Here is a 20,978-nt window from a genome sequence, read left to right on the forward strand (position 1 = left end):
GCCAGCCATGTACAATCCGACTTTTAAGTAATACCTTTGCTGCATGCAGGAACCTGAAAAAACCAACCTATACCTGGTGCCGACGCCCATCGGCAACCTGGAGGATATTACGCTGCGGGCCATTCGCATCCTAAAGGAAGTGGACGTGATTCTGGCCGAGGACACCCGTACCAGCGGCAAGCTGCTGCAGCACCTGGGTATAGAAAAGCGCATGCACAGCCACCATCTGCACAACGAGCATAAGGCCAGCGCTCACCTGGCAGAGCGTATGAAGGCCGGCGAAGTGATGGCCCTGATCTCAGATGCCGGCACGCCAGGTATATCCGACCCGGGCTTTCTGCTGGTACGCGAATGCCTGAAAGCGGGTCTCAAGGTAGAGTGCCTCCCAGGCGCTACCGCTTTTGTGCCTGCGCTCGTTAAGTCGGGTTTCAGCACCGACCGCTTTACCTTTGAGGGCTTTTTGCCTTTAAAAAAAGGACGCCAGACACGCTTGATTAGCTTGGCAGAAGAGGAGCGCACCATGATTTTCTACGAGTCCCCACACCGCCTCCTCAAAACGCTCACCCAGTTCAAGGAGTATTTCGGGGGCGACCGCATGGCATCTGTTTCACGTGAAATCTCGAAGATGTTTGAGGAAACGGTGAATGGAACGCTCGACGAATTGATCGAGCTCTTCACTACCAAGGCCATCAAAGGGGAGTTTGTAGTGGTTGTTTCCGGGGCAGGAGCGAAGTAAAGCGGTATCACGACACACGTATCAAGTAGCACTACTAATTTTTATACCTGTGTCGGTGAACGTTAAATTAAACACGAGGACAAGCTTGCCGAAAGCTTGGAACCGGTTTTTATAGAGGAAAATTTACATACGAAAATCGTGATACGTGTGTCGTGATACGAAAAAGAACCATGAAGCTATACCTTAAAAAGCTTTCACTCATCTTTACCTTGCTGCTCCTTGCCCTGCAGGCACAGGCGCAGTTCGAGGGCAGCCGCCTGTCGCCGGAGGCTAAGATCAGCCTGATCACCTGCTCGCCGGGCGAGGAGCTGTACGCCATCTTCGGGCATAGCGCCGTGCGCGTCAACGACCCTGCCACAGGTATGGACATCGTGTTCAACTATGGCACCTTCGACTTCAACGAGCCGGGCTTCTACATCAAGTTCATCCGGGGCAAGCTCAATTATAAGCTTTCGATCGCCTACTTCCAGGATTTCGTCTACAGCTATACCCTGGACAACCGCTCCATTTACGAGCAGCAGATGAACTTTACCGAAGCGCAGAAGCAGCAGTATTGGCAGTTTCTTACCAACAACTACCTGCCCCAGAACCGTTTCTACCTCTACGACTTCTTTTTCGACAATTGCGCCACCCGCATCCGCGACGGTATAGAGGCCACTTTCCCGAACCAGGTTGCGTTCAACATCGACCACCTGGAAAAAAACATGAGCTTCCGCAACCTCATCGACCTATACCTGCCGCCGCAGCCCTGGTCCGACTTCGGCATCGACCTGGCCCTGGGCGCGCCCATTGACCAGAAGGCAACGCCCTACCAATACATGTTCCTGCCCGATTACCTGTCTGAGGGATTCGGAAGTGCCACCATTCAGCGAGATGGAAAGCAGGTACCGCTGGTAGGCGAGCCAACGGTAATTTTCCAGAACAGCCCGATGCCGGCCTCAGCTGGCGGCCTTTTTACCCCTGTGCTGGTATGGTGGTTGTTCTTCGGAGCAGTAGCACTCATCACGTACCTCGACTACAGGCAGCGCAAGCGCAGCCGTATGTTTGATGTGTTCTTCTTCCTGATCACGGGGCTACTGGGCGTGCTGCTGTTTTTGCTGTGGTTTGCCACCGATCACCAGGCAGCCGCTAATAACTTTAATTTGCTCTGGGCATTGCCTACTCACGTCATAGCCGCGGCCTTCCTGGCCCGTCCGGTGCTGCCGGGCTGGTTGCAGAAGTACATGCTGGCGACGGCTGTGCTGGCTTTCATCACCCTGCTGCTCTGGTGGGCATGGCCTCAGCAATTGCATGCCGCTGTTTTCCCGATTGCCTTAGCCCTGTTGACAAGAGCCGCGTATACGGTTTGGGCTGCCAGACAGCCAATAGTTAGCAGCAACACAAACACTAAAATAAAGGAGCGAATATGAACCTGCAGCAACTTTGCCAGAATGCCATTTTCATTGTAAAAAGAGTAGGCGCTTTTATCAAGCACGAAGCAGCCGATTTTGACATGGGCAAGGTAGAACTTAAGGGATTTAACAACCTGGTGTCTTATGTCGACAAAGAAGCCGAAAAGCAGCTGGTCGAGGCACTGCGCGAACTCTTCCCGGAGGCGGGCTTCATTACCGAAGAGGAAACCGACAATACCCGTGGCGAGCGCTTTAACTGGGTGATCGACCCGCTGGATGGCACTACCAACTTTACCCACGGCCTGCCGCTGTATTCGGTGAGCGTAGCCTTGATGGATGGCGACGAGGTCGTGCTGGGCATCGTGTACGAAGTCAACAAAGACGAGTGCTTTTATGCGACTAAGGGCGGCGGTGCGTTCCTGAATGACAGCCCCATCCAAGTGTCGGCTGCGAAAAAACTAAAAGATTCACTTATCGCCACCGGCTTCCCTTATTATGAGTTTGGCCTCACGCAGCAGTACCTGCAGGTGCTGGGCGCTTTCATGGGCAAATCGCATGGTGTGCGCCGACTCGGTTCTGCCGCATTGGACCTTGCCTACGTGGCAGTGGGCCGATTTGAGGGCTTCTTTGAGTTTAACCTGAACGCCTGGGATGTGGCAGGTGGCGCCATCATTGTGCAGGAGGCCGGCGGCCAGGTGTCAAAGTTCACGGCAGACGGCGACTATGTTTTCGGGCGTGAGATTGTGGCCAGCAACGGCAGCATCCACCAGGAAATGCTCGACACCATTGCCGAGCACTGGAAAGAGCAACTCCCTTAATTTTTTGGACACAGGAGTTTTAGACCTGGTAGCAAAAGACTTTTGGATGTAACTCCTTTTGCTACCAGGTCTAAAATCAAAAACGGCGGCTAAACTTTTTGTATCTTTGCGCAGTTGATAGAGCAGAACGATATGGTACAGCAACTCATCATTTTCCTGATTTTCGCGGTGGCAGTGGCTTACATGGGCTGGGTGATTTACCGCAGTTTCATGCCCAACAAAAATGCCGGGTGCGCCAAAGGCTGCGGCAGCTGCTCGGCCATCGACTTTAGCAAGATCCAGAAAGAGCTGGACAAGAAAGCGGTCTAGCTTTTCTCCTTCCTCGTTTCCTTAACCCGGCCCGCAGACTGATTGGCTGCTTCTCCAGGTCTCTATACCTACTGCCTCACAGCAACGCTTTCAGAAGCGATGCAAAGGCTCCCTTCCGAATAATTCCAGCCCCGTTTTCATATCCAAAGCCCGATTTTGCGTATAGTTCTATACTTAATCAGAATATCCCTTAAAACTATACGCTATGCAAGATAAAGTAGAAGAAAGAAGCCTGGTCAATGTGCTCAACCGCCTCCGCAAAGAGGGCTATACCTACGATTTCAAAGTTTCGGGTGAAGGCAAGCTTTGCACCATGGAGGACAAGCACACCTTTGGGCCAGACCAGATTCGAATCGTAGACTTTTACCGCTTCGAGGGTGAAAGCAATCCGGATGATATGTCGATACTTTATGCAGTGGAAACCAGCAATGGCCTGCGAGGCACTATCTCCAACTCCTATGGGCCCTACGCTGATGCGAAGGTCGACGACTTCCTGAAGCAGGTAGAGGACCTGGGCAAAAACCTTGACAAAAGAGACAAATAAAAAAGAGAAAGGACCGGTTAGCGGTCCTTTCTCTTTTTTACCTTCTCATGGCTATACCTACTCTTCTGATACTTTCCGCCCGTCTTTCCCTTGTTGCAGCTGCTCTAAATGTTCGCTGAGCTTCTCGCCTCCTTTTATGGCGAAGTCCAGGGTGCGGATCGGGAACGGGATCATGATGTCGTTTGCATCGAAAGCCTTCTTGATCCTGATGATAGCGTCGCTTTTTGCTGAAACAAAGTCTATCTGGCGAGAATAATTGACCCAGAAACGGACCTTGAAGTTAATGGAGCTGTCGCCGAACGAATCGTACATCACTTCTATGTCACGCGTTTTTACGCGGTTTTTCACGTCCTGCAGGGCCTCTATCGCCACTTGCTGCACCCGCTCCAGATCTTCGGCATACGACACGCCTACGTCCAGATCAATGCGTCGTGTGCCGCCGTTCGAGTAATTGGTCACCGGATTCTCAAACACCATTTTGTTGGGCAGCTTCACCAGTTCGCCCGAGGGTTGTCTCACGTCCAGGGTACGCAACGACACGCGCTCAATCACACCAAAATAATCGTTGGTCTCTATCATGTCGCCAACGCCGAAGGGCTTCTGCACGGCAATGATGATGCCCGAGATGAAGTTGGCGGCAATATCCTGAAAGGCAAAACCCAAGGCCAGACCGATGATACCGACGCCGGCCAGCAGCGAGATCACGACCTTGTCAAGCTGCAGCACGCTGAGCACGAAGAAGAAACCGACGGCCAGCAAGGCAATATACAAAATGGTGGAGATCAGGTTGTTAATGGCTGCGCTATGCGAGATACGCCCTATCACTTTGTCCAACCCGTTGCGGACAAACCGGGCAACCACAAAGGTGATGATGATGAGAATGATCGCTACCGCCATATTGGGCAGCATCAAAATTATGTGCTCGCCCCAGTTCTCCAGTTTTCCCAGCAGCAGCTCAATAGCCTTGTTTATGTTGTTCATATGAGTAAGTTTCTTTTATCAGCCTATGGGGCTGCATCATGCCCAAACCCGCGTGCCTTCGGTGCAGTTGCGGCACATCTCTATCTCTTCCCTTGACTGTAACAGGCTTTTACGGAATTGGTTATAGCCCGGGCTGCGCCATACCTGCCGGAAGCTGTGCGTTTTCACATCGCCCATGCGGTACTCGGCGTCCTTGTCGAAGCAGCATGGCACTACCAGGCCGTCCCAGGTGATGACGCATGAGTGCCACATCTTCCAGCATTGATTCAGCAATTTGTTTTTGATGGAGTAGCTGCCGTTGCCGTTGTTCTTATACCTGGAGTAGTAGTCGATGGTAGGTATAAGCGGGGAGCCCTGCTCGTAATCGTAGATTTGCGCTGTTTTGAACACGACCTCGTCCACGCCCAGTTCATCGGCCAGCGCCTGCACTTCTGAAATCTGGTGTTCGTTGGGTCGCACCACCAAAAACTGAAACATGATGTGCGGTGTGCGCGACCTGAGTTCTTTTTTCCACTTCACAACCTGCCGGGTCCCTTCCAGCACTTTTTCCAGTTTGCCACCCACCCGGTAGGACGCATAGGTTTCCTGTGTGGTGCCATCAATGGATACGATCAACCGGTCCAGCCCCGACTCCACAGTTTTGCGGGCGGTGTCGCTGTCGAGGAAGTGGGCGTTGGTGGAGGTGGCGGTATAGATGCCCCGGTCAGAGGCGTACTTCACCAACTCCAGAAACTGCTTGTGAAGGTAGGGTTCGCCCTGAAAGTAGAAAATCAGGTATAGCAGGCGCTTGTGCAGTTGGTTGATCGTGTCTTTGAACAGATCGGCCTGCAGCATGCCGGTGGGCCGGGTGAAGGAGCGGAGACCGCTCGGGCACTCGGGGCAGCGCAGATTGCAGGAAGTGGTCGGCTCAAACGAAATGCTGACCGGGTCGCCCCAGTGCACCGCTTTCCGCGAAGCCCTTGCATACCAATAGCTGCTTGCCACCTGCAAAGCATTGTAGATGCGCAGCGGCGTCAGTTTCGACAAAAAATTGAGCTTGTCAGTCAGGTGAAGCTTCATGTACAGAGGTATGCAAAAGAAAGGGCAGCCTATAAAGGCTGCCCCCTAAATTATACTTTATGGCGCTAACGGCCAAAATTGTGTGTTGCTTAGTAGCGGAAGAGCGCTTTCACGCCGCCGCCGTCTTCGCTCACCTCAGCCAGCCCGTTGTAGCTACTCACAAACACCTTTCCGCCCTGTGCCAGCGTCTTGATGGCCGCCAGGTTGATCAGGTCGTCGTCGCCGCGCTGGTAGTCTTTGTGCACTTCGGCCACGGCACTCTTGGCATCGTAGCGTCCCCAAACCGGGTTGCTAGGTGTGATAAACAGCGTATCGACACGGCCATGCACCGCCTCGGCGGCCACAGTGGCAATGTCTTCGGACGTAACGCCAGTGCCGGCCACATTCTCGTAGCGGTTCAGCGAGTCGGTATGGCTTTGCTGCATGAGCGGCTTGATCACCTCCAGCGCTTTCTCATGTATCGTCTGCGGGCTCATGCCGGCCATACTCTCGTTCAGGTTGATGTGCTGCGGCACGATGTGCTTGTACTTGCTGAATTTGCGGTACAGGGCACAGTAGTGGTCCACGCCTGCCAGCACAAGCGGTTCGGTGGCGTTGTGCAAAATCTCCTGCAAGCTGTTGTCTATCTCGTGGATGAACTCAATCACCTCGTCATGCTCTTCGTCGCCTTTGCTGGCACCTGCCCCATGCACAATGTTGGAGCCGTTCACGGTGGTAGTAGCGTTATGGAAATCCTGGTCTTTGCCTTTGAGCGTGAACTTGAGCGCCTCGTTTATACTCTCCGGCGCAAAGGCGCTGATGTCGATCTGGCGGATGCGCTCAATAGTGGCTTCATAGAAACCAATGCGTTCGCGGTAAAGCGACAGAATAAAGAAACGGCCGTTCTGGCTCAGGATCGGCAGCATCGGGGTGAAGTAAAACTGGTCGAGCACGTATACCACGTCCGGCATGGTGGTTGGCAAGGTATAGTGTGCCGAAAAGCCTTTGGTCAGAAACACAGCCAATCCCTCGGCCTGGTGGCGCCAGAAGTTGGTGTCGTTCAGTAGCTCTTCGGCAGGCTGCAGGTATGAGTTAATCTCCGCTTCCGGCACATCGTGTCTGGCCAGCAGCGTGCGTGCTTCTCTTAGTTTGTTTTTAAACAGGGTCTGGTCCTGGCCATTCAGGGTTTCGTGGCCGGCGCGGTGCGTAGGTATGTAAATAGAAATGCAAAGTGCGTTTTTGGTGTTGCTCTGCACATTGAGCAGTTTCTCAATGTCGCTTTTGTTGATTAATGCCATATTTTCTTGTGGTTAAATGAATAAGGATATCTCGAACAATCAATTCCTTTACAGTACCCCTGCCAGGGGGGTTAGGCTTTAATTACGCACCAAACAAATGCACGGTTATTTATGCTTTCGGAAAGGGCAAAAACAAAGCCGCCCGTCACGTTAACGCGACAGGCGGCTCTTGAAAAAGTATAAGGTATGGCTGCTTACCTGCGGGAAGCGCGGTTGTCCATCACATGCTGCAGAATTTCTTTCTCAACTTCCCGGTCAATCGGGCGGCGGGGTTTTGTACTCAGGATCGTGCCGTCTTCGTCTATCAGGAAATAGGCCGGCACGTCTTTCAAGCCATACCTGCGGGCCAGTTCGTGGTTCTGACCTTTCAGGTATAGCTGCACACCGCCAAATCCCCTCGACTGCACCACACTGCGCCAGGCTTGCTCGTTTTCGTCCACGCCTATGTTGATGAGGGCCACGTCGTGCGACTGTAGCTTGCGGGCCAGCTCCTGCGCGTGCGGCTGCTCCACCATGCACAGGCCGCAGTCGGTGCGCCAGAAGCTCAGGTATACGATCTTGCCCTTGAAGTCGCTGAGCGATACCTGTTGCCCGTTTATGTCCTGCAGGCTAAAGTCTGGGGCAGTGCTGCCTATACCTAAGCCCGGGTGGCTCTCGTACTGGCGCAGCAGGTTAGCGTGCACGGCGGCTATACCTTCGTTCTGGCCAAAATCCTGCAGCATGGCAGGCAGGTGCAGCACGTTGCCCTGTTGCAGGGACAGGCGAATCAGGTAAGCCTGCGCCATCACGCGTGCCTGGTCCTGCAAGGTATAGCTCACCTCATTGTATACCTTTTTATAATAGTGTATGTCGCTCGGCTCGAGCTGGGCTTGCTGGCCAATAAACCGGATGTAGTTGCGTAGCAAAGTCGGAAAACTGATGGCATCCAGACTGGCAGGCTGTTCCATTTCCAGGTCATCCAGAAAGTCGAAGTAGCCGGCAGAGGGCTGAAGCTGCACGGGCAGTCGCATCTGCTCACGCATCTCGAAAAAGGTGAGGCGGTCGTTGGCATAGCTGTATTCAATCTCTGCCAGTATCATTTTCCGGAAATGATCGCTCACCGGACTCGCTTCTATTTTCTTTTCGAAGATGGCCAGCTGGTCTTCCTTGCGGTAATCCAGAAACTGCAGAAAGGCCTTCTCTGACAGCCGCACGTTGTCGGGCAGGGTCTGGTAGTCTTCCTCCTCGTCGAAACGGTAGGTATGCAGGGTCAGGTAGTTGTTCTCGTTGGCGCCACGCCCGCTGTATTTCAACGTCTTGAGCATTTTGCCGGCCGCAAAGGTTACCTGCAGCTCGAAGCCGGGCTCCAGGTATAGCGGCACAGATTCGTCTCCATACACCAGCTCTACTGTGGTGGGTTTGCTAACCGGCAGCTCGAACCTGAAATGCCCCTTGTTCACTTCGGCAAAGGTGCGCTGTTCTTCCGGAAATAATAAAGAGGGGAGGGAGGCGATGAAGATATCATCCCCCTGGCCTTTTTGGACTTTGCCCGTAACAATAACGGTACTTTGGGCGAACAGGTAATGCGTTGCCAGCATGCATGCCAGCAAAAGGGTAAGCGTCCGTTTCATAGGTGCGAGTGGGGTAGTGGTGTCTTATATAATCTAATTTTGGGTTAGTAAGCCGCGATTTTAGTCTTCCTGCCCATAGCAGCGAAAACCTGGCTAACGCACTCAACATTAATGATATAGATTATAATTCCAATTCCCAACGCCGCCCTCAAAATTATATGAAAGATAGAAAGACTTCCTGTTTAAAGGACAATTTTACCCGAACAGCGAAGCAAACACCTCTTCTAATCGTCCAAAAGCATGCACGTTGATCGAAAATTTGCTCAGGTCCACGCCTTTCTTGTTGTATTTCGAAATGTAGATGTCCCGGAAGCCCAGTTTCTCTGCTTCAGTGATGCGGTTCTCGATGCGGTTCACAGCCCGCACCTCACCGCCAAGGCCAACCTCCGCCGCGAAACACGACGTGCTAGGTATAGCGATGTCCTCGAAAGAGGAGAGGATGGAGGCACACACAGCCAAGTCGAGTGCCGGGTCTTCGACCTTCAGGCCGCCGGCAATGTTCAGGAACACATCCTGCGCACCGAGTCTATACCCGCCCCGCTTTTCGAGCACGGCCAGCAGCATGTTCAGGCGCTTACCGTCGAAACCCGTGCTTGTGCGCTGCGGTGTGCCGTAAGTGGCCGGCGTCACGAGGCTTTGCACTTCGATCAGCAGCGGGCGGTTGCCCTCCAGCGTCGCGCCGATGGCAATGCCGCTGAAAGCATCCTCGCGCTGCGAGATCAGAATCTCGGAGGGGTTGCTCACTTCGCGCAGACCGGTTCCCAGCATCTCGTAGATGCCCAGTTCCGAGGTGGAGCCAAAGCGGTTCTTGGAAGTGCGCAGGATACGGTACGTCATATGGCGGTCGCCTTCGAAGGTCAGTACTGTGTCCACCATATGCTCCAGTATCTTGGGCCCGGCCAAATTGCCTTCTTTGGTGATGTGTCCGATCAGGAAAACGGGTGTGCCGCTCTCTTTGGCAAACTTGAGTAGCTCCGCTGTGCACTCGCGCACCTGGCTCACGCTGCCCGCGCCAGCCTCTATGAAAGAAGAATGGAGCGTTTGGATAGAGTCGATGATGAGAACCTGGGGGCGCAGCTGCTCTATTTGCTTAAAGATGTTCTGGGTGCCGGTTTCAGTGAGGATGAAGCAGTCGGAGGTTTGGGCATTAAGGCGCTCGGCCCGCATCTTGATCTGGTGCTCGCTTTCCTCGCCGCTCACATACAACACCCGCAGCCCGGTCAGGCTCAGGGCAATCTGCAGCATCAGCGTGGACTTGCCTATACCTGGCTCGCCGCCAATAAGCACCATAGAGCCCGGCACGATGCCGCCCCCCAGCACCCGGTTCAGTTCCTGGTCCACGGTCTGGATGCGCTGCTGCTCCTGGTAGTTGATGTCGGCAATGGGCTTGGGTTTGTTGGCCACCTGCGCCGAGCTGCTCGTGTTGCCCACTTTCCACACGCTGGTCGGGGTGAGTTCTTCCCGCTGCACCACTTCTTCCACGTAGGTGTTCCACTCGCCGCAAGCAGGGCATTTGCCAATCCACTTGGCCGATTGGGCGCCGCAGTTCTGGCAGAAATATGAGGTTTTGATCTTAGCCATTCAGCTTAATATCTAGGCAGCCTTTTCAACAAAAGCTGACGTTTCTTAAATTGTTTAATAAAGGAGGGCTATACCTGCTCCTGATTTACGGCTTCCTCTACCGGCGTCTGCTTAAAGTACACCCGGAAGGTCGTGCCCTGCCCCAATTCGCTTTCCAGCTCTATGTGGCCGCCGTTGTTTTCAATAATCCGCTTCACAATGTAGAGGCCTATACCTGTGCCTTCTACGTGGTTGTGCAGACGCTTAAACATGTTGAAGAGCTTTTGTTCCTGCCCTTTTTTGATACCGAGTCCGTTGTCCTGCACGCGCAGCACCACATAGTCGCCCTCCAGGTAGGTGCTAATGTGCACCTCCGGCTGCAGGTCCGGCTTGCGGTATTTGAGTGCGTTCGACACCAGGTTGTAAATGATGCTGCGAAGGTTCTTGCGGGCGTACAACAGTTCCTTCACCTGGAAATCCGCCTGCACATGTGCGTTCGATTCTTTTGCGAGGCTGTCGATGTCCAGCATCACGTCCTGCAGCACCTGCTCAAATAACAGCGGCTCTGCTTTGGCGTGTAGCCCTTTCTGCACCTTGGTGATCTCAGCCAAGTCGGCAATGGTTCGTTTCAGCTTGTCGATCGCATCGGCCAGCATATCGAGCAGTTGCTTGTCTTCGCCCTCCAGCTTGCCCTCCAATATGTCGCGCAGCAGGTTCGACAAGCCCTCCATGTTGGCAATCGGCGACTTCAGGTCGTGCGAGGCCGTGTACACGAAGTTGTCCAAGTCGTTGTTGGTGCGCAGCAGTTCCATGTTTTTCAGGCTGAGCTCCTCGTTGGTAGACACTAGCTTGGTGCGGGCACTTACCAGCTCGGTTACCTCCACCGCAAAGATGAGCACCGCTTCCGGTTTGCCCTTCGCATCCATAAGCGGCTGTATCACGATGTTGAAGTAGCTCTGCGTTAGAGTGCCGTTGTTGTGGCGGTCGACCATTAAGGGCACTTCCTGGCCTACGTAGGGCACTCCGGTTGCAAACACCTTCTTTATCTCTTCGAATACACCCTGAAACTCCTGCTCGGGGTGTGCCTCGCGCAGCGTTTTGCCTACCAGCGGACGGTTTCCAAACAGCTTGCGGTAAAGCGGGTTGGCCAGCAGGTACTGCTGGTCCGAGGCGCGCACAAGCCCTACTAGGGCCGGCACCTCCAGGAACAGCTTCTGCAGCAGCTCGGCGTTTTGCTTCACCTTGCGGTCGGCCTCTTTTATATCTGTTATATCGATTGCCGAACTGATGTGCCCCAGGAAATCCCCGTCGGCGCCAACGCGTGGCGTGCAGGTAACGACCATCCAGCGGTACTGCCCGTCATGGCGTCGCATGCGCACTTCTACACTGAATTCGCTTTCTGAGGCCAGCGCCTGGTTGTACTGCTCTTCAAAGCCCGGCATGTCCTGCGGATGGATGATCTGCTGCCAGCCGAAGTTGATGCTGTCTTCGAAATTTTGTCCACTGAAGTCGAGCCACTGGCGGTTGACGTACACACTCTGCTTCCACACGTCGAGGATGGTGATGATCACCGGAGCATTGTCGGCCATGGTACGGAAGCGGGCCTCACTCTCGATAATGGCTTGCTGGGCTCGCTTCTCTTCCGTAATGTCCCGCACTTCGATGATGGCATAAGCCTCGCGGCTGCCGTCTTTGATCAGGTGAACGGCACAGGAAACGTCGAAGAAACTGCCGTCTTTACGCACGAACACTTCCTCGTAAACCTCTTTTGTTTTTACCCCATGATGCAGCGCATTGCGCAGCGGGCACTCGGCTGTCGGGTATGGCGTGCCGTCCGGCCTGGTATGGTGCACCATCTTGTGCAGCGACTTGTTCTGCATCTCCGAGAAATCATAGCCGGTCATTTCCTCAGCGGCCGGGTTCATAAAGGTACAGATGCCGTTCGCGTCGATGATGAACAGGGCTGCCGTGGCGTTGTCGGTAATCGTCTGTTTGAGGCTGTTGGAGCGGCGCGTGTTGATGAGCGACCAGATGATGAAGAACATCAGCAAGCTGATGATGGTACCGCCCAGCAGAATAAAGTAAGGCAATTCGGTATCGGCGGAGCGCACAAACGAGGGCTTGGCAGAAAAGTACACGCGCCAGGTATGGTTGCCGATGCTCAGCGTGCTCAGCATGCTCAGCTCGGGTTTTTTGGCGGCATGGTAATGCAGCACGCTGTCTGAGCTGTACAACACATCTTCTTTTTTCAGATCGGTGCCGTCGTATACCTCTATGTCCAGGTCGTCGTAGGTGCTCCCCCAGGTGGCCATCATCAGGTCCTTCACCCGGAAGGGGCTGTAGACGAACCCCTTGATCAGGCGTTGGCGCTCTTTAATGGACTCCGGCTGGGCATTGGCTTCGTAAATGGGCAGGTAGATCAGGAAGCCTGCCTGCTCGTCCACGCCTGTTTCCTGCACCAGCCTCACCTTACCCGTCAGTGCTGGTCGGCGCGTGTCGCGGGCAATCTGCATAGCCGAGCGCCTGGTTGAGTCACTGAACATGTCGTACCCAATGGCACGCCGGTTGCGCTCATCGAGGGGCTCCAGGTAAATGATAGAGGTATAGATAGAACGGGGCGTTTCCGGGCGGATGGTATAATCCTGGAAGCCCTCTTTGCGAAAGCGGGCTTTATGGGCAGCGAGTTCTTTGGGTTTCACAAAATGGGTATAGCCTATCCCCTGTATGCCCGGATAGTTTTCCTCTAACCCGAGTGTCTTGTAGTACTTTGCCCAGTCTTCGCGGGTAACGGTATCAGAAGACACGTAAAGACCCTTTGCCCCTACCAGAATCTGGATATAGTCGCGCATGCGCAACTCCAGTGCCTGGGTAGCCTGCAAAGCCTTCAGCTCGAATAGTTTCTCGTTTCGCTCCAGCGCCTTCTTCTTTGTCTCCGAATAAATGAAAAGCGTTAAAAGAAAAATAAGCAGAAAAGACGAGATCGCAATCAGATACTCCCGGACAAACGCTACCAGTTTGGATAGTTTCATAAATGAAATGAACAGGCCATTCAAAAAAACACCGGCCTCGCGCAAAACAACGGCCGGCAGTAGCACTTAGTTCAATGGTTAGGTCATCAAAAATAACGAATTTATTGTATCTGCCACAACATTGAAGGGGCTTAAAATACGGATACGGTGACAGCTCGAATCCGGCCAGCCTCTATACCTCCAGCCACCCTCATGAATACGGATAATGCTGAATTATCTGCACAATATTGGGCTTTGCGTGCTAATTTTACGTCAAACACTTTTACCATGATAGATATTCTGAAAAGCCTGCTGTTGGGTTTCATTGCCGTGGCCGTGCTGTTGCCTGTGCTCCGTTATGCGCTGCGCCGGCTATCGCCCGCGACCCATCAGGCTCCTATAAGTGCCGACGAAGCCCGCTACATGCAAAAGAAAGAGTGGCAACTGACCATTGCCTATTTCTTTTTTGCCTCGGTGCTGTCTATGTTCTTCTCAGGTGCGCTGGCCATGCTCTCGAGCATCATACACCTGTCTTCAGAGCAAATGTTTGTACTGACGCCCAACTTCAGGGCCTTCTTTGCGCCGGGCCTGCTGCTGGGCCTCACCATGGCGCTGCTGCCACTGCGACTTTCGCAGCGAGTATTCATAGGCCAGGACATGGACCTGTACAAACAATACCTCCACCAGCAGGAGGGTCTTCACTCTACGCGTACCTACGGCATCCTGTTTGGCATCATGATCGCCTTCTCGCTGGTGGCACTTTGGTTTGCCATGCGCTGGCACGTGAACGTTGACGAAAACCAGGTGCAGGTGACCAACCTGCTCAACCAGGAGCGCACCTACCCGCATAGCACAATCGAAAGCATCCACTACCTGGGCGCGGAGGGCGAGTACCTGATCACGTTCGAGGACCAGACCACCCTGAACACAGCTTATCTGAAGCCTGTGCCTTTGGACTTGATCGCTCTTTTGTCCGACCGCTCGGGCAAGCGCGTGATAAGGTAGGTTGGCAGGTATAGCCTATACCCTGATTATGCCTGCAAAGCGGCCGTGAAAGAATATTTTTCGTAGTTTTGCCAGAGTTAAAACGATCCTTTAAACCTAAGTATAAACGATATGCAAGTTCGCGTAGAGAAAGACACGATGGGCCCGATTGAGGTGCCTGCCGACAAATACTGGGGCGCGCAGACACAGCGCTCAAAAGAAAACTTCACCATCGGCGGTCAGCAGATGCCGCAGGAGGTAATTGAGGCCTTCGCTATCCTGAAAAAGTCAGCGGCGCAGGCCAATGCTGAGCTGGGTGTACTGGCGCAGGACAAAGCCGACATCATTTCGCAGGTATGCGACGAGATACTGGCAGGCAAGCTGAACGACCAGTTCCCGCTGGTGGTATGGCAGACAGGCTCAGGCACGCAGTCGAACATGAACGTGAACGAAGTGGTGGCCAACCGCGCGCACGTACTGCTGGGCGGCGACCTGATGGATGAGAAAAAGAAGATTCACCCGAACGACGACGTGAACAAATCGCAGTCTTCGAACGATACCTTCCCGACCGCCATGCACATTGCCGCTTACAAGAAAGTGGTAGAGCACACGCTGCCGATGGTAAAGAAACTGCACGACACGCTGAAAGCGAAGTCAGAGGAGTTTATGGATGTGGTGAAAATCGGCCGCACGCACCTGATGGACGCCACGCCGCTCACACTGGGCCAGGAGCTTTCTGGCTACGTGAAGCAGCTGGAGTATGGCATGAAGGCGCTGGAGAACACACTGGACCACCTCAAAGATCTGGCACTGGGCGGCTCGGCCGTAGGTACAGGTCTGAACACACCGGCTGGTTATGCGGAACTGGTAGCAGATAAAATCTCCAAGTATGCGGGTCACGATTTCCGTACGGCTCCTAACAAGTTCGAGGCCCTGGCCGCGCACGACGCGATGGTAGAGACTTCTGGTGCCCTGAAGCAGCTGGCTGTTTCTTTGATGAAGATTGCCAACGACATTCGTTTGCTGGCCTCTGGTCCGCGCTCAGGTATAGCCGAGATCCTTATACCTGAAAACGAGCCGGGCTCTTCGATCATGCCGGGCAAAGTGAACCCAACGCAGGCCGAGGCCATGACGATGGTGTGCGCTCAGGTGATTGGCAACGATGTGGCCATCTCGGTGGGCGGCATGAACGGCCACTTCGAGCTGAACGTGTTCAAGCCGGTGATGATCTTCAACCTGCTGATGAGCGCTCAGCTGATCGGCGACGCTTGCGACTCTTTCGACAAGCACTGTGCCGTAGGTATAGAGCCGAACAGAGAGCGCATCAAGCACAACCTGGAGAACTCCCTGATGCTGGTAACGGCCCTGAACCCACACATCGGGTACGACAACGCCGCCGCCATCGCGAAGAAAGCGCACAAGGAGGGCACTACGCTTCGCCAGGCAGCCATCGAGCTCGGTCACCTGACCAACGAGCAGTTCGATGAGTGGGTGCGCCCGGAAGATATGATCGGCAGCTTGAAAAAATAGGTCCTTGAAACAGAAATTTGACCTGTACAGATAAGAAAAGCAGCTCCGAAAGGAGCTGCTTTTTATTTTCACAAGGAAACACCTTATACTTTATGCAACTATTCTGCTGTAGCTACTGCTGTTTAGGCTAACTTTCGTGTTTTCTATCTTATTTTGGTGCCTGTAGTTAAAAACATCGTGTGCTTAGAACACGATCTGATTAAATTTGCGCACAAAACAGGTTTTGTTCATTACAAATACCTTGTAAGCCTTGTAGCTTAACTAAATCAATAAAGACTCTTATGGAAGTATCTGCTTCATTTTGGATTGGGTTCAACGTATTCGTACTCCTGATGCTCGCCCTCGACCTGGGGGTTTTTAACCGGAAGGCGCACGTCGTTTCGGTGAAAGAAGCGCTGACCTGGTCGGGCGTATGGATCAGTTTGGCCCTGATGTTCAACGGCCTTATCTATTATTGGTTTGGGGAGGCCAAAGCGATAGAGTTCCTGACCGGTTACCTGATCGAGAAATCGCTGAGCGTTGACAATATATTTGTGTTTGTGCTCGTATTCGGCTACTTCGGTATTCCTGCTATCTACCAGCACAAGATTCTGTTCTGGGGTATCCTGGGGGCACTCGTCATGCGTGTGATCTTTATTTTTGCCGGCGTTGCCCTGATTGAGAAGTTCCACTGGACCATTTACATCTTCGGCGCCTTCCTGATCTATACTGGCTACAAAATGTTTACGGAGAAGGGTACCCAGATCGATCCGGAGAATAACCCCGTTATCAAGTTCGCCAGGAGAGTGATGCCGGTTACAAACCAATTGCATGGCGACAAGTTCTTCGTGAAAGTCGACGGCAAGCGGTTTGCAACGCCACTGTTCCTGGTGCTGATCCTGATCGAAACCACTGACCTGATCTTTGCAGTTGACAGCATTCCGGCGATTCTGGCCATCACGCAGGACCAGTTCATCGTCTATACCTCCAACGTGTTTGCTATCCTGGGTCTGCGCTCGCTCTATTTTGCCCTCGCCCACGTGGTAGACCGCTTTGTTTACCTGTCCTACGGCCTCGCCATTATACTCGTATTCGTAGGCTCTAAAATGTTGCTGATTGATGTTTTCAAGATCCCTACTTTTATCTCCCTATTGGTAATCGCCATTGTCCTGATCTTTAGTATCGTCCTGTCCTTTGTAAAGACGAGAAGAGACAACCGAATAAACGGGCAAGGGATGTAATACATAAACCTGCCCATAGCTGGAGCTGTTAAAACAGCCTGCTGATTTGGGTCCTATACTTCTGACTTAGATGATAAAAAAAGCAGCTCTTTCCGGAGTTGCTTTTTTATTGTGCTATAAAGTGCAATTTTATCCTTCCTCAAAAATTCTCCTCCCAAAGCCTGCTTAGCGCTTTCTAAAACATCATTTCGAATAAAATCGTTGTTTTTAATCCAATTTCTCAAACACTTCCATAACAAGTCACGTATCCCTACCCAGAAGCTTCAATCAGACTATATATCCCGTTTCAACACACAATAACCTATATTCGACTAGCTAAAGCGACTCTCAATGGCTGTGCATTAGCTTACTGCACGACTATTATGAATTAAATATAATACAATTTATATATTAGAATTTCTTAATCAATATATAGGCTTCATCATCTTATTTTTCACCCTGTTATTTTCCCTATGAAAACATTTAGTACAAAAATTCTCGCCCTTGCTGCTGCTTCCCTTTTCCTTTTTTCCTGTGAGCGTAACACCGACACGGACTCCGTTGAGCCTATGGCGGCAACGCAGAGCGATAACCTGATCGGCTACGACCCAACGACCTGTAACCTAGTGCAGACGTTTGGTGAAGGCACGTTGCCGCGCACAACTGACTTAATTGAGGAAGACGGCGCCGTGATGATTGTGAAGGCGCAGAAAAGAGCGCAGAATGGCAAGTACCTGCCCGAAACCCCGGCTCTGCTGCTGGATGCGCGCGACCCGGCTACCGACTTGGTGAACTGGATGGATGCCAATATGCTGGCGATAAGCGGCCTGCTCACCGTAGGGGATGGGTCAGGCCAGAAAGCGAATCGCGAAGGCGGCCGCCTGGTGCTTGACTTTTCGCCGGTAAGTTCGGTTACGATGAAGACCATGGTTTTCACTGACATAGCTGCCGAAGACAAAGGCTCTAAAGTGGAACTGTACAGCCGCAACGGCCAGCTGCTGGAGCAGAAAGAAATTCCGACCGGAGAGAAAAATTCCACCGTGATCGTGTCTTTTAACAACGTGCCTAATGTAGCAAAGGCCATCGTGACTTTTGGGGACGAACGCAGCAAAGTGGGCTCTGGCGCTATTGCCCGTCTGCAGCTTTGCGTGGAAGGACAGGGCCGCTACGATGACGCCCGCTACCAGGAGGTCCATACCTTGTGGCTGGAATATACCGGTCAGCAGCCAGCCAACGTCACCGTAAAATCAATGCAGGAAGGAAATAGCGGCAACGTGCTTTTTGAGGCCAAAGGTATGAAGCCCGGCACCGCATTTAAGGTCGCTGCCTCAGCAGCCACCGCATTAGGCGAAACCCTCGAGATCAAAACCCAGCGCGGCGAGCAGCAACTTATACCTGTCAATGCAGACCCTAATGCTTCGCTGAAGAAGCAGTATGGCAGTTTCAGGGTAGTAGAAGCCCGCTGCTCTGATTATCCGCTTAGGTTAGAAGAGTAAATTTGGAAGTATAGAAATAGGAAAGCAGCTCTGGAAGGGGCTGCTTTTTTTATGCTATCGCAGCAACCTTTATGACCAACTCAAGTAAAATAAATTATTATAATTTTCAATAATATTTGAAAGTTATGAAATATCAATTAATATTGTTCCATGCAGTACAGCGAGGCAAAAGAACGGTACATAGAAGCTTGGGGAAGCTTGGGCTCTAGCTGGGGCGTTAACCGCACTATGGCTCAAATACACGCACTTTTGATGATTGCTACAGAACCGCTCACCACAGAAAACATAATGGAGGAGCTGAAAATTTCCAGAGGCAATGCCAATATGAACCTCCGCGCCCTACTCGACTGGGGTTTGGCTAAAAAGGTGCTGAAACCAGGCGAGCGCAAAGAATACTTTGTGACGGACAAAGACCCTATGGTGTTAGCCACACAAGTTGCCAAGGAGCGCAAAAAGAGAGAGCTTGACCCGATTATCAAACTTTTGGAAGAGGTATCGACTGTGCAGGGCGGTAACGAAGAGGCAAAAGAGTTTAGAAAGGTAACCGCCGACCTTAAAGGGTTTGCAAAACAAGCCGACTCCGTGCTTAACACTTTTATTCAATCTAACGCTAATTGGTTCTTTAAGATATTAGGGAAGCTGACGCGCTAATTTTTTTTATTTATATGTTTCAATAATTATTGAAATTACTGAATCAATATGGTTGCTAATCTGAACTTACTCAGCTACGCTATTTACCTGCCTGTCGGGGTATTTGTAACTTACTGGGTAGGGCAGAAGCTTTATATAAACGGTGAGCTATACCTTCATCAAATCTTCAGTCAAAACCCTGAACTGGTCGCGGCCATCAACAAAATTCTGCTCACAGGATATTACTTGCTTAATATCGGCTATGTAGTGATACTGATGGTGCAGCAAGTGCCTATAGAAACAACCCGCCAACTAATCGAAGTGCTGAGTAGCAGGTTAGGTATACTACTAGTGTCGCTGGGCTGTATACATTTCTTCAACTTAGGCGCACTCTATCTCATAAGCCAAAGAAATCATATCCAACAACATACTTAAACATTAAAAAAGAACAAAGCCATGGAAAATGCACTGGTCGTAAAAGGTTACTTCATTTACCTGCCTATCGCACTATTAATGACTGTACTGGTAGCCCGAACGCTGTTCAAGAACAGCCAAATATTCATGCTCGACATCTTTAACGGTAAGCAGGAGATTGCGCTTGCCACTAACAGGCTGTTCGAAATCGGATTTTATTTAATGAACATTGGGGCTGCCCTGCTCATTCTGAAGATGGGCCAGGTACTTACACCTCAGGGTTTGATAGAGACCCTAAGCCATAAACTCGGTGGGTTTTCTATATACCTAGGTGTGATGCTGTTCCTGAACCTATTTTTGTTTTTCAGGGGCAAACGCAAGGCCAAAGAAAAGGTAGAGGCTAAAGCTGCCTAAGGTAACCGATCCGGACAGGGTAAAGTGCCAATCGTACTATTACGTGAAATAGTTTTTCCTCTTCTCAAACAATCAGCTACAGCAGGTAGTATGTGTATGTAAAGTTATGGGTATAGAAGCATATCTTAAACCCCTAAACACATACCTATGGAAAAACTAAAAAACAAAGTAGCTCTCATCACCGGCTCCGACTCCGGCATCGGCCAGGCCACTGCAATAGAATTCGCCAAAGAAGGGGCAGACGTTGTGGTGACCTACCACACCGACAAAGAAGGCGCTGAAGAAACCTTACGTGAAGTGGAAAAGCTAGGCCGTAAAGGGCTGGTACTGCAGGTGGATATCAGCGACGAACAGGCGGTGAAAAAGCTATTCAAGCAGGCCCTGCAGGAGTTTGGTTCCATCGATATATTGGTGAATAACGCAGCAGTAAACGGCTCTGGCATTAACGTAGCCGACATGGACACCGAAGTTTTCGACAGAACAATCAAGACCAATCTGTACGGTACCTTCTTTTGCTCCCGCGCTTTTATCCGGCACCGCAAACAAAAAGGCGGCAAGGGAAAGATCGTCAATATATCGTCGGTGCATGAGGAAATCGTGTCGGCGGGCACGGCAGACTACTGTGCTTCCAAAGCCGGCGTGCGCAACCTGACCCGCACTCTGGCGCTGGAACTGGCTGAGGACGGTATCAACGTAAACAACGTTTGCCCTGGTATGATCCTGACGCCGATGAACCAGGAGGCGATAGACGACAAAGAAAAACGCGAAGAGAGCGAAGAGAACATCCCCATGAAGCGGGCCGGTAAGCCTGAGGAGATCGCCAAGGTAGCCCTTTTCCTGGCCTCGTCAGACGCAGACTACGTGACCGGATCGAGTTACTTTATGGACGGAGGCTTGTCGCAGTACATGGGGCAGGGGGCCTAGCCTATACCTGATCCCCCGGTCATCCTGTCAGAAATTGTCCTTGTGGTGCGTTATTTGTATACCTTCGTATACACAACCAGATTATAGTGAAGCT

Annotated in this window: 19 protein-coding genes; 13 read left to right on the plus strand and 6 right to left on the minus strand. The window is 52.0% G+C overall.

Annotation, left to right across the window (positions count from 1 at the left end):
- Positions 1 to 43: 43 nt before the first annotated feature.
- The 5 genes from rsmI (at position 44) to B0B12_RS09715 (ending at position 3,798) form a co-directional block, all read left to right on the plus strand.
- Complete coding sequence (gene rsmI / locus B0B12_RS09695) at positions 44 to 736, plus strand: 16S rRNA (cytidine(1402)-2'-O)-methyltransferase (RefSeq protein ID WP_076668330.1); 693 nt, start codon at positions 44 to 46, stop codon at positions 734 to 736.
- Between the two features lie 170 nt (positions 737 to 906).
- A complete protein-coding gene (locus B0B12_RS09700) occupies positions 907 to 2,145 on the plus strand; it encodes an Lnb N-terminal periplasmic domain-containing protein (RefSeq protein ID WP_083704176.1) in 1,239 nt (412 codons plus the stop codon).
- The gene (locus B0B12_RS09705; protein ID WP_076668332.1) at positions 2,142 to 2,945 is read left to right on the plus strand and encodes an inositol monophosphatase family protein; all 804 of its coding nucleotides are present in this window, start codon (positions 2,142 to 2,144) and stop codon (positions 2,943 to 2,945) included. The genes B0B12_RS09700 and B0B12_RS09705 overlap by 4 nt, the downstream gene beginning before the upstream one ends.
- A 132-nt stretch (positions 2,946 to 3,077) precedes the next feature.
- Positions 3,078 to 3,254: a FeoB-associated Cys-rich membrane protein gene (locus B0B12_RS09710; protein ID WP_076670193.1), complete on the plus strand. Its 177-nt coding sequence runs from the start codon at positions 3,078 to 3,080 to the stop codon at positions 3,252 to 3,254.
- A gap of 205 nt (positions 3,255 to 3,459) precedes the next feature.
- Positions 3,460 to 3,798 carry a hypothetical protein gene (locus tag B0B12_RS09715; protein ID WP_076668334.1) on the plus strand — a complete coding sequence of 113 codons (339 nt, stop codon included), beginning with the start codon at positions 3,460 to 3,462 and terminating at the stop codon, positions 3,796 to 3,798.
- A gap of 57 nt (positions 3,799 to 3,855) precedes the next feature.
- On the opposite strand, the gene B0B12_RS09720 is transcribed toward B0B12_RS09715, so the two are convergent.
- The 6 genes from B0B12_RS09720 to B0B12_RS09745 form a co-directional block, all read right to left on the minus strand.
- Positions 3,856 to 4,779: a mechanosensitive ion channel family protein gene (locus B0B12_RS09720; protein WP_076668336.1), complete on the minus strand. Its 924-nt coding sequence runs from the start codon at positions 4,777 to 4,779 to the stop codon at positions 3,856 to 3,858.
- 36 nt (positions 4,780 to 4,815) lie between these two features.
- The gene (locus B0B12_RS09725; RefSeq protein WP_076668338.1) at positions 4,816 to 5,838 is read right to left on the minus strand and encodes an SPASM domain-containing protein; all 1,023 of its coding nucleotides are present in this window, start codon (positions 5,836 to 5,838) and stop codon (positions 4,816 to 4,818) included.
- A gap of 89 nt (positions 5,839 to 5,927) precedes the next feature.
- A complete protein-coding gene (locus B0B12_RS09730; protein ID WP_076668340.1) occupies positions 5,928 to 7,115 on the minus strand; it encodes a baeRF7 domain-containing protein in 1,188 nt (395 codons plus the stop codon).
- 194 nt (positions 7,116 to 7,309) lie between these two features.
- Positions 7,310 to 8,725: a TlpA disulfide reductase family protein gene (locus B0B12_RS09735; RefSeq protein ID WP_076668341.1), complete on the minus strand. Its 1,416-nt coding sequence runs from the start codon at positions 8,723 to 8,725 to the stop codon at positions 7,310 to 7,312.
- A gap of 195 nt (positions 8,726 to 8,920) precedes the next feature.
- The gene (gene radA / locus B0B12_RS09740) at positions 8,921 to 10,306 is read right to left on the minus strand and encodes a DNA repair protein RadA (protein ID WP_076668344.1); all 1,386 of its coding nucleotides are present in this window, start codon (positions 10,304 to 10,306) and stop codon (positions 8,921 to 8,923) included.
- A 68-nt stretch (positions 10,307 to 10,374) separates the two neighbouring features.
- A complete protein-coding gene (locus tag B0B12_RS09745; protein ID WP_076670196.1) occupies positions 10,375 to 13,314 on the minus strand; it encodes a CHASE domain-containing protein in 2,940 nt (979 codons plus the stop codon).
- Between the two features lie 267 nt (positions 13,315 to 13,581).
- On the opposite strand from B0B12_RS09745, the gene B0B12_RS09750 reads away from it, so the two are divergent.
- From B0B12_RS09750 to B0B12_RS09785, 8 genes are all read left to right on the plus strand, one after another.
- Positions 13,582 to 14,298, plus strand: coding sequence for a hypothetical protein (locus B0B12_RS09750; RefSeq protein WP_076668346.1), 717 nt, complete (start codon positions 13,582 to 13,584; stop codon positions 14,296 to 14,298).
- Positions 14,299 to 14,409: 111 nt separating this feature from the next.
- Positions 14,410 to 15,807 (plus strand): class II fumarate hydratase, encoded by a 1,398-nt coding sequence (gene fumC / locus B0B12_RS09755; protein WP_076668348.1) that lies wholly within the window; start codon positions 14,410 to 14,412, stop codon positions 15,805 to 15,807.
- Positions 15,808 to 16,088: 281 nt separating this feature from the next.
- Complete coding sequence (locus B0B12_RS09760) at positions 16,089 to 17,027, plus strand: TerC family protein (protein WP_076668350.1); 939 nt, start codon at positions 16,089 to 16,091, stop codon at positions 17,025 to 17,027.
- 452 nt (positions 17,028 to 17,479) lie between these two features.
- Entirely contained in the window at positions 17,480 to 18,502 is a 1,023-nt protein-coding gene (locus B0B12_RS09765; RefSeq protein WP_076668352.1) for a hypothetical protein, read from the plus strand.
- 150 nt (positions 18,503 to 18,652) lie between these two features.
- The gene (locus B0B12_RS09770; protein ID WP_076668354.1) at positions 18,653 to 19,153 is read left to right on the plus strand and encodes a GbsR/MarR family transcriptional regulator; all 501 of its coding nucleotides are present in this window, start codon (positions 18,653 to 18,655) and stop codon (positions 19,151 to 19,153) included.
- A gap of 48 nt (positions 19,154 to 19,201) precedes the next feature.
- Entirely contained in the window at positions 19,202 to 19,567 is a 366-nt protein-coding gene (locus B0B12_RS20305) for a hypothetical protein (RefSeq protein WP_076668356.1), read from the plus strand.
- Positions 19,568 to 19,588: 21 nt separating this feature from the next.
- A complete protein-coding gene (locus tag B0B12_RS09780) occupies positions 19,589 to 19,960 on the plus strand; it encodes a hypothetical protein (protein WP_076668358.1) in 372 nt (123 codons plus the stop codon).
- A 147-nt stretch (positions 19,961 to 20,107) separates the two neighbouring features.
- A complete protein-coding gene (locus B0B12_RS09785; RefSeq protein ID WP_076668360.1) occupies positions 20,108 to 20,884 on the plus strand; it encodes an SDR family NAD(P)-dependent oxidoreductase in 777 nt (258 codons plus the stop codon).
- Positions 20,885 to 20,978 lie beyond the last annotated feature (94 nt).

This window comes from Pontibacter indicus (genome assembly GCF_900156345.1).
Classification (GTDB): Bacteria; Bacteroidota; Bacteroidia; order Cytophagales; family Hymenobacteraceae; genus Pontibacter; species Pontibacter indicus.

Coding starts and splice junctions, on each gene's coding strand:
- radA (WP_076668344.1), bottom strand. CDS start 10,306: ATGGCTAAGATCAAAACCTCATATTTCTGCCAGAACTGCGGCGCCCAA.
- B0B12_RS09770 (WP_076668354.1), top strand. CDS start 18,653: ATGCAGTACAGCGAGGCAAAAGAACGGTACATAGAAGCTTGGGGAAGC.
- B0B12_RS09730 (WP_076668340.1), bottom strand. CDS start 7,115: ATGGCATTAATCAACAAAAGCGACATTGAGAAACTGCTCAATGTGCAG.
- B0B12_RS09745 (WP_076670196.1), bottom strand. CDS start 13,314: ATGAAACTATCCAAACTGGTAGCGTTTGTCCGGGAGTATCTGATTGCG.
- B0B12_RS09725 (WP_076668338.1), bottom strand. CDS start 5,838: ATGAAGCTTCACCTGACTGACAAGCTCAATTTTTTGTCGAAACTGACG.
- B0B12_RS09710 (WP_076670193.1), top strand. CDS start 3,078: ATGGTACAGCAACTCATCATTTTCCTGATTTTCGCGGTGGCAGTGGCT.
- B0B12_RS09750 (WP_076668346.1), top strand. CDS start 13,582: ATGATAGATATTCTGAAAAGCCTGCTGTTGGGTTTCATTGCCGTGGCC.
- B0B12_RS09785 (WP_076668360.1), top strand. CDS start 20,108: ATGGAAAAACTAAAAAACAAAGTAGCTCTCATCACCGGCTCCGACTCC.
- B0B12_RS09760 (WP_076668350.1), top strand. CDS start 16,089: ATGGAAGTATCTGCTTCATTTTGGATTGGGTTCAACGTATTCGTACTC.
- B0B12_RS09700 (WP_083704176.1), top strand. CDS start 907: ATGAAGCTATACCTTAAAAAGCTTTCACTCATCTTTACCTTGCTGCTC.
- B0B12_RS09715 (WP_076668334.1), top strand. CDS start 3,460: ATGCAAGATAAAGTAGAAGAAAGAAGCCTGGTCAATGTGCTCAACCGC.
- rsmI (WP_076668330.1), top strand. CDS start 44: ATGCAGGAACCTGAAAAAACCAACCTATACCTGGTGCCGACGCCCATC.
- B0B12_RS09705 (WP_076668332.1), top strand. CDS start 2,142: ATGAACCTGCAGCAACTTTGCCAGAATGCCATTTTCATTGTAAAAAGA.
- B0B12_RS09720 (WP_076668336.1), bottom strand. CDS start 4,779: ATGAACAACATAAACAAGGCTATTGAGCTGCTGCTGGGAAAACTGGAG.
- B0B12_RS09780 (WP_076668358.1), top strand. CDS start 19,589: ATGGAAAATGCACTGGTCGTAAAAGGTTACTTCATTTACCTGCCTATC.
- B0B12_RS20305 (WP_076668356.1), top strand. CDS start 19,202: ATGGTTGCTAATCTGAACTTACTCAGCTACGCTATTTACCTGCCTGTC.
- B0B12_RS09735 (WP_076668341.1), bottom strand. CDS start 8,725: ATGAAACGGACGCTTACCCTTTTGCTGGCATGCATGCTGGCAACGCAT.
- B0B12_RS09765 (WP_076668352.1), top strand. CDS start 17,480: ATGAAAACATTTAGTACAAAAATTCTCGCCCTTGCTGCTGCTTCCCTT.
- fumC (WP_076668348.1), top strand. CDS start 14,410: ATGCAAGTTCGCGTAGAGAAAGACACGATGGGCCCGATTGAGGTGCCT.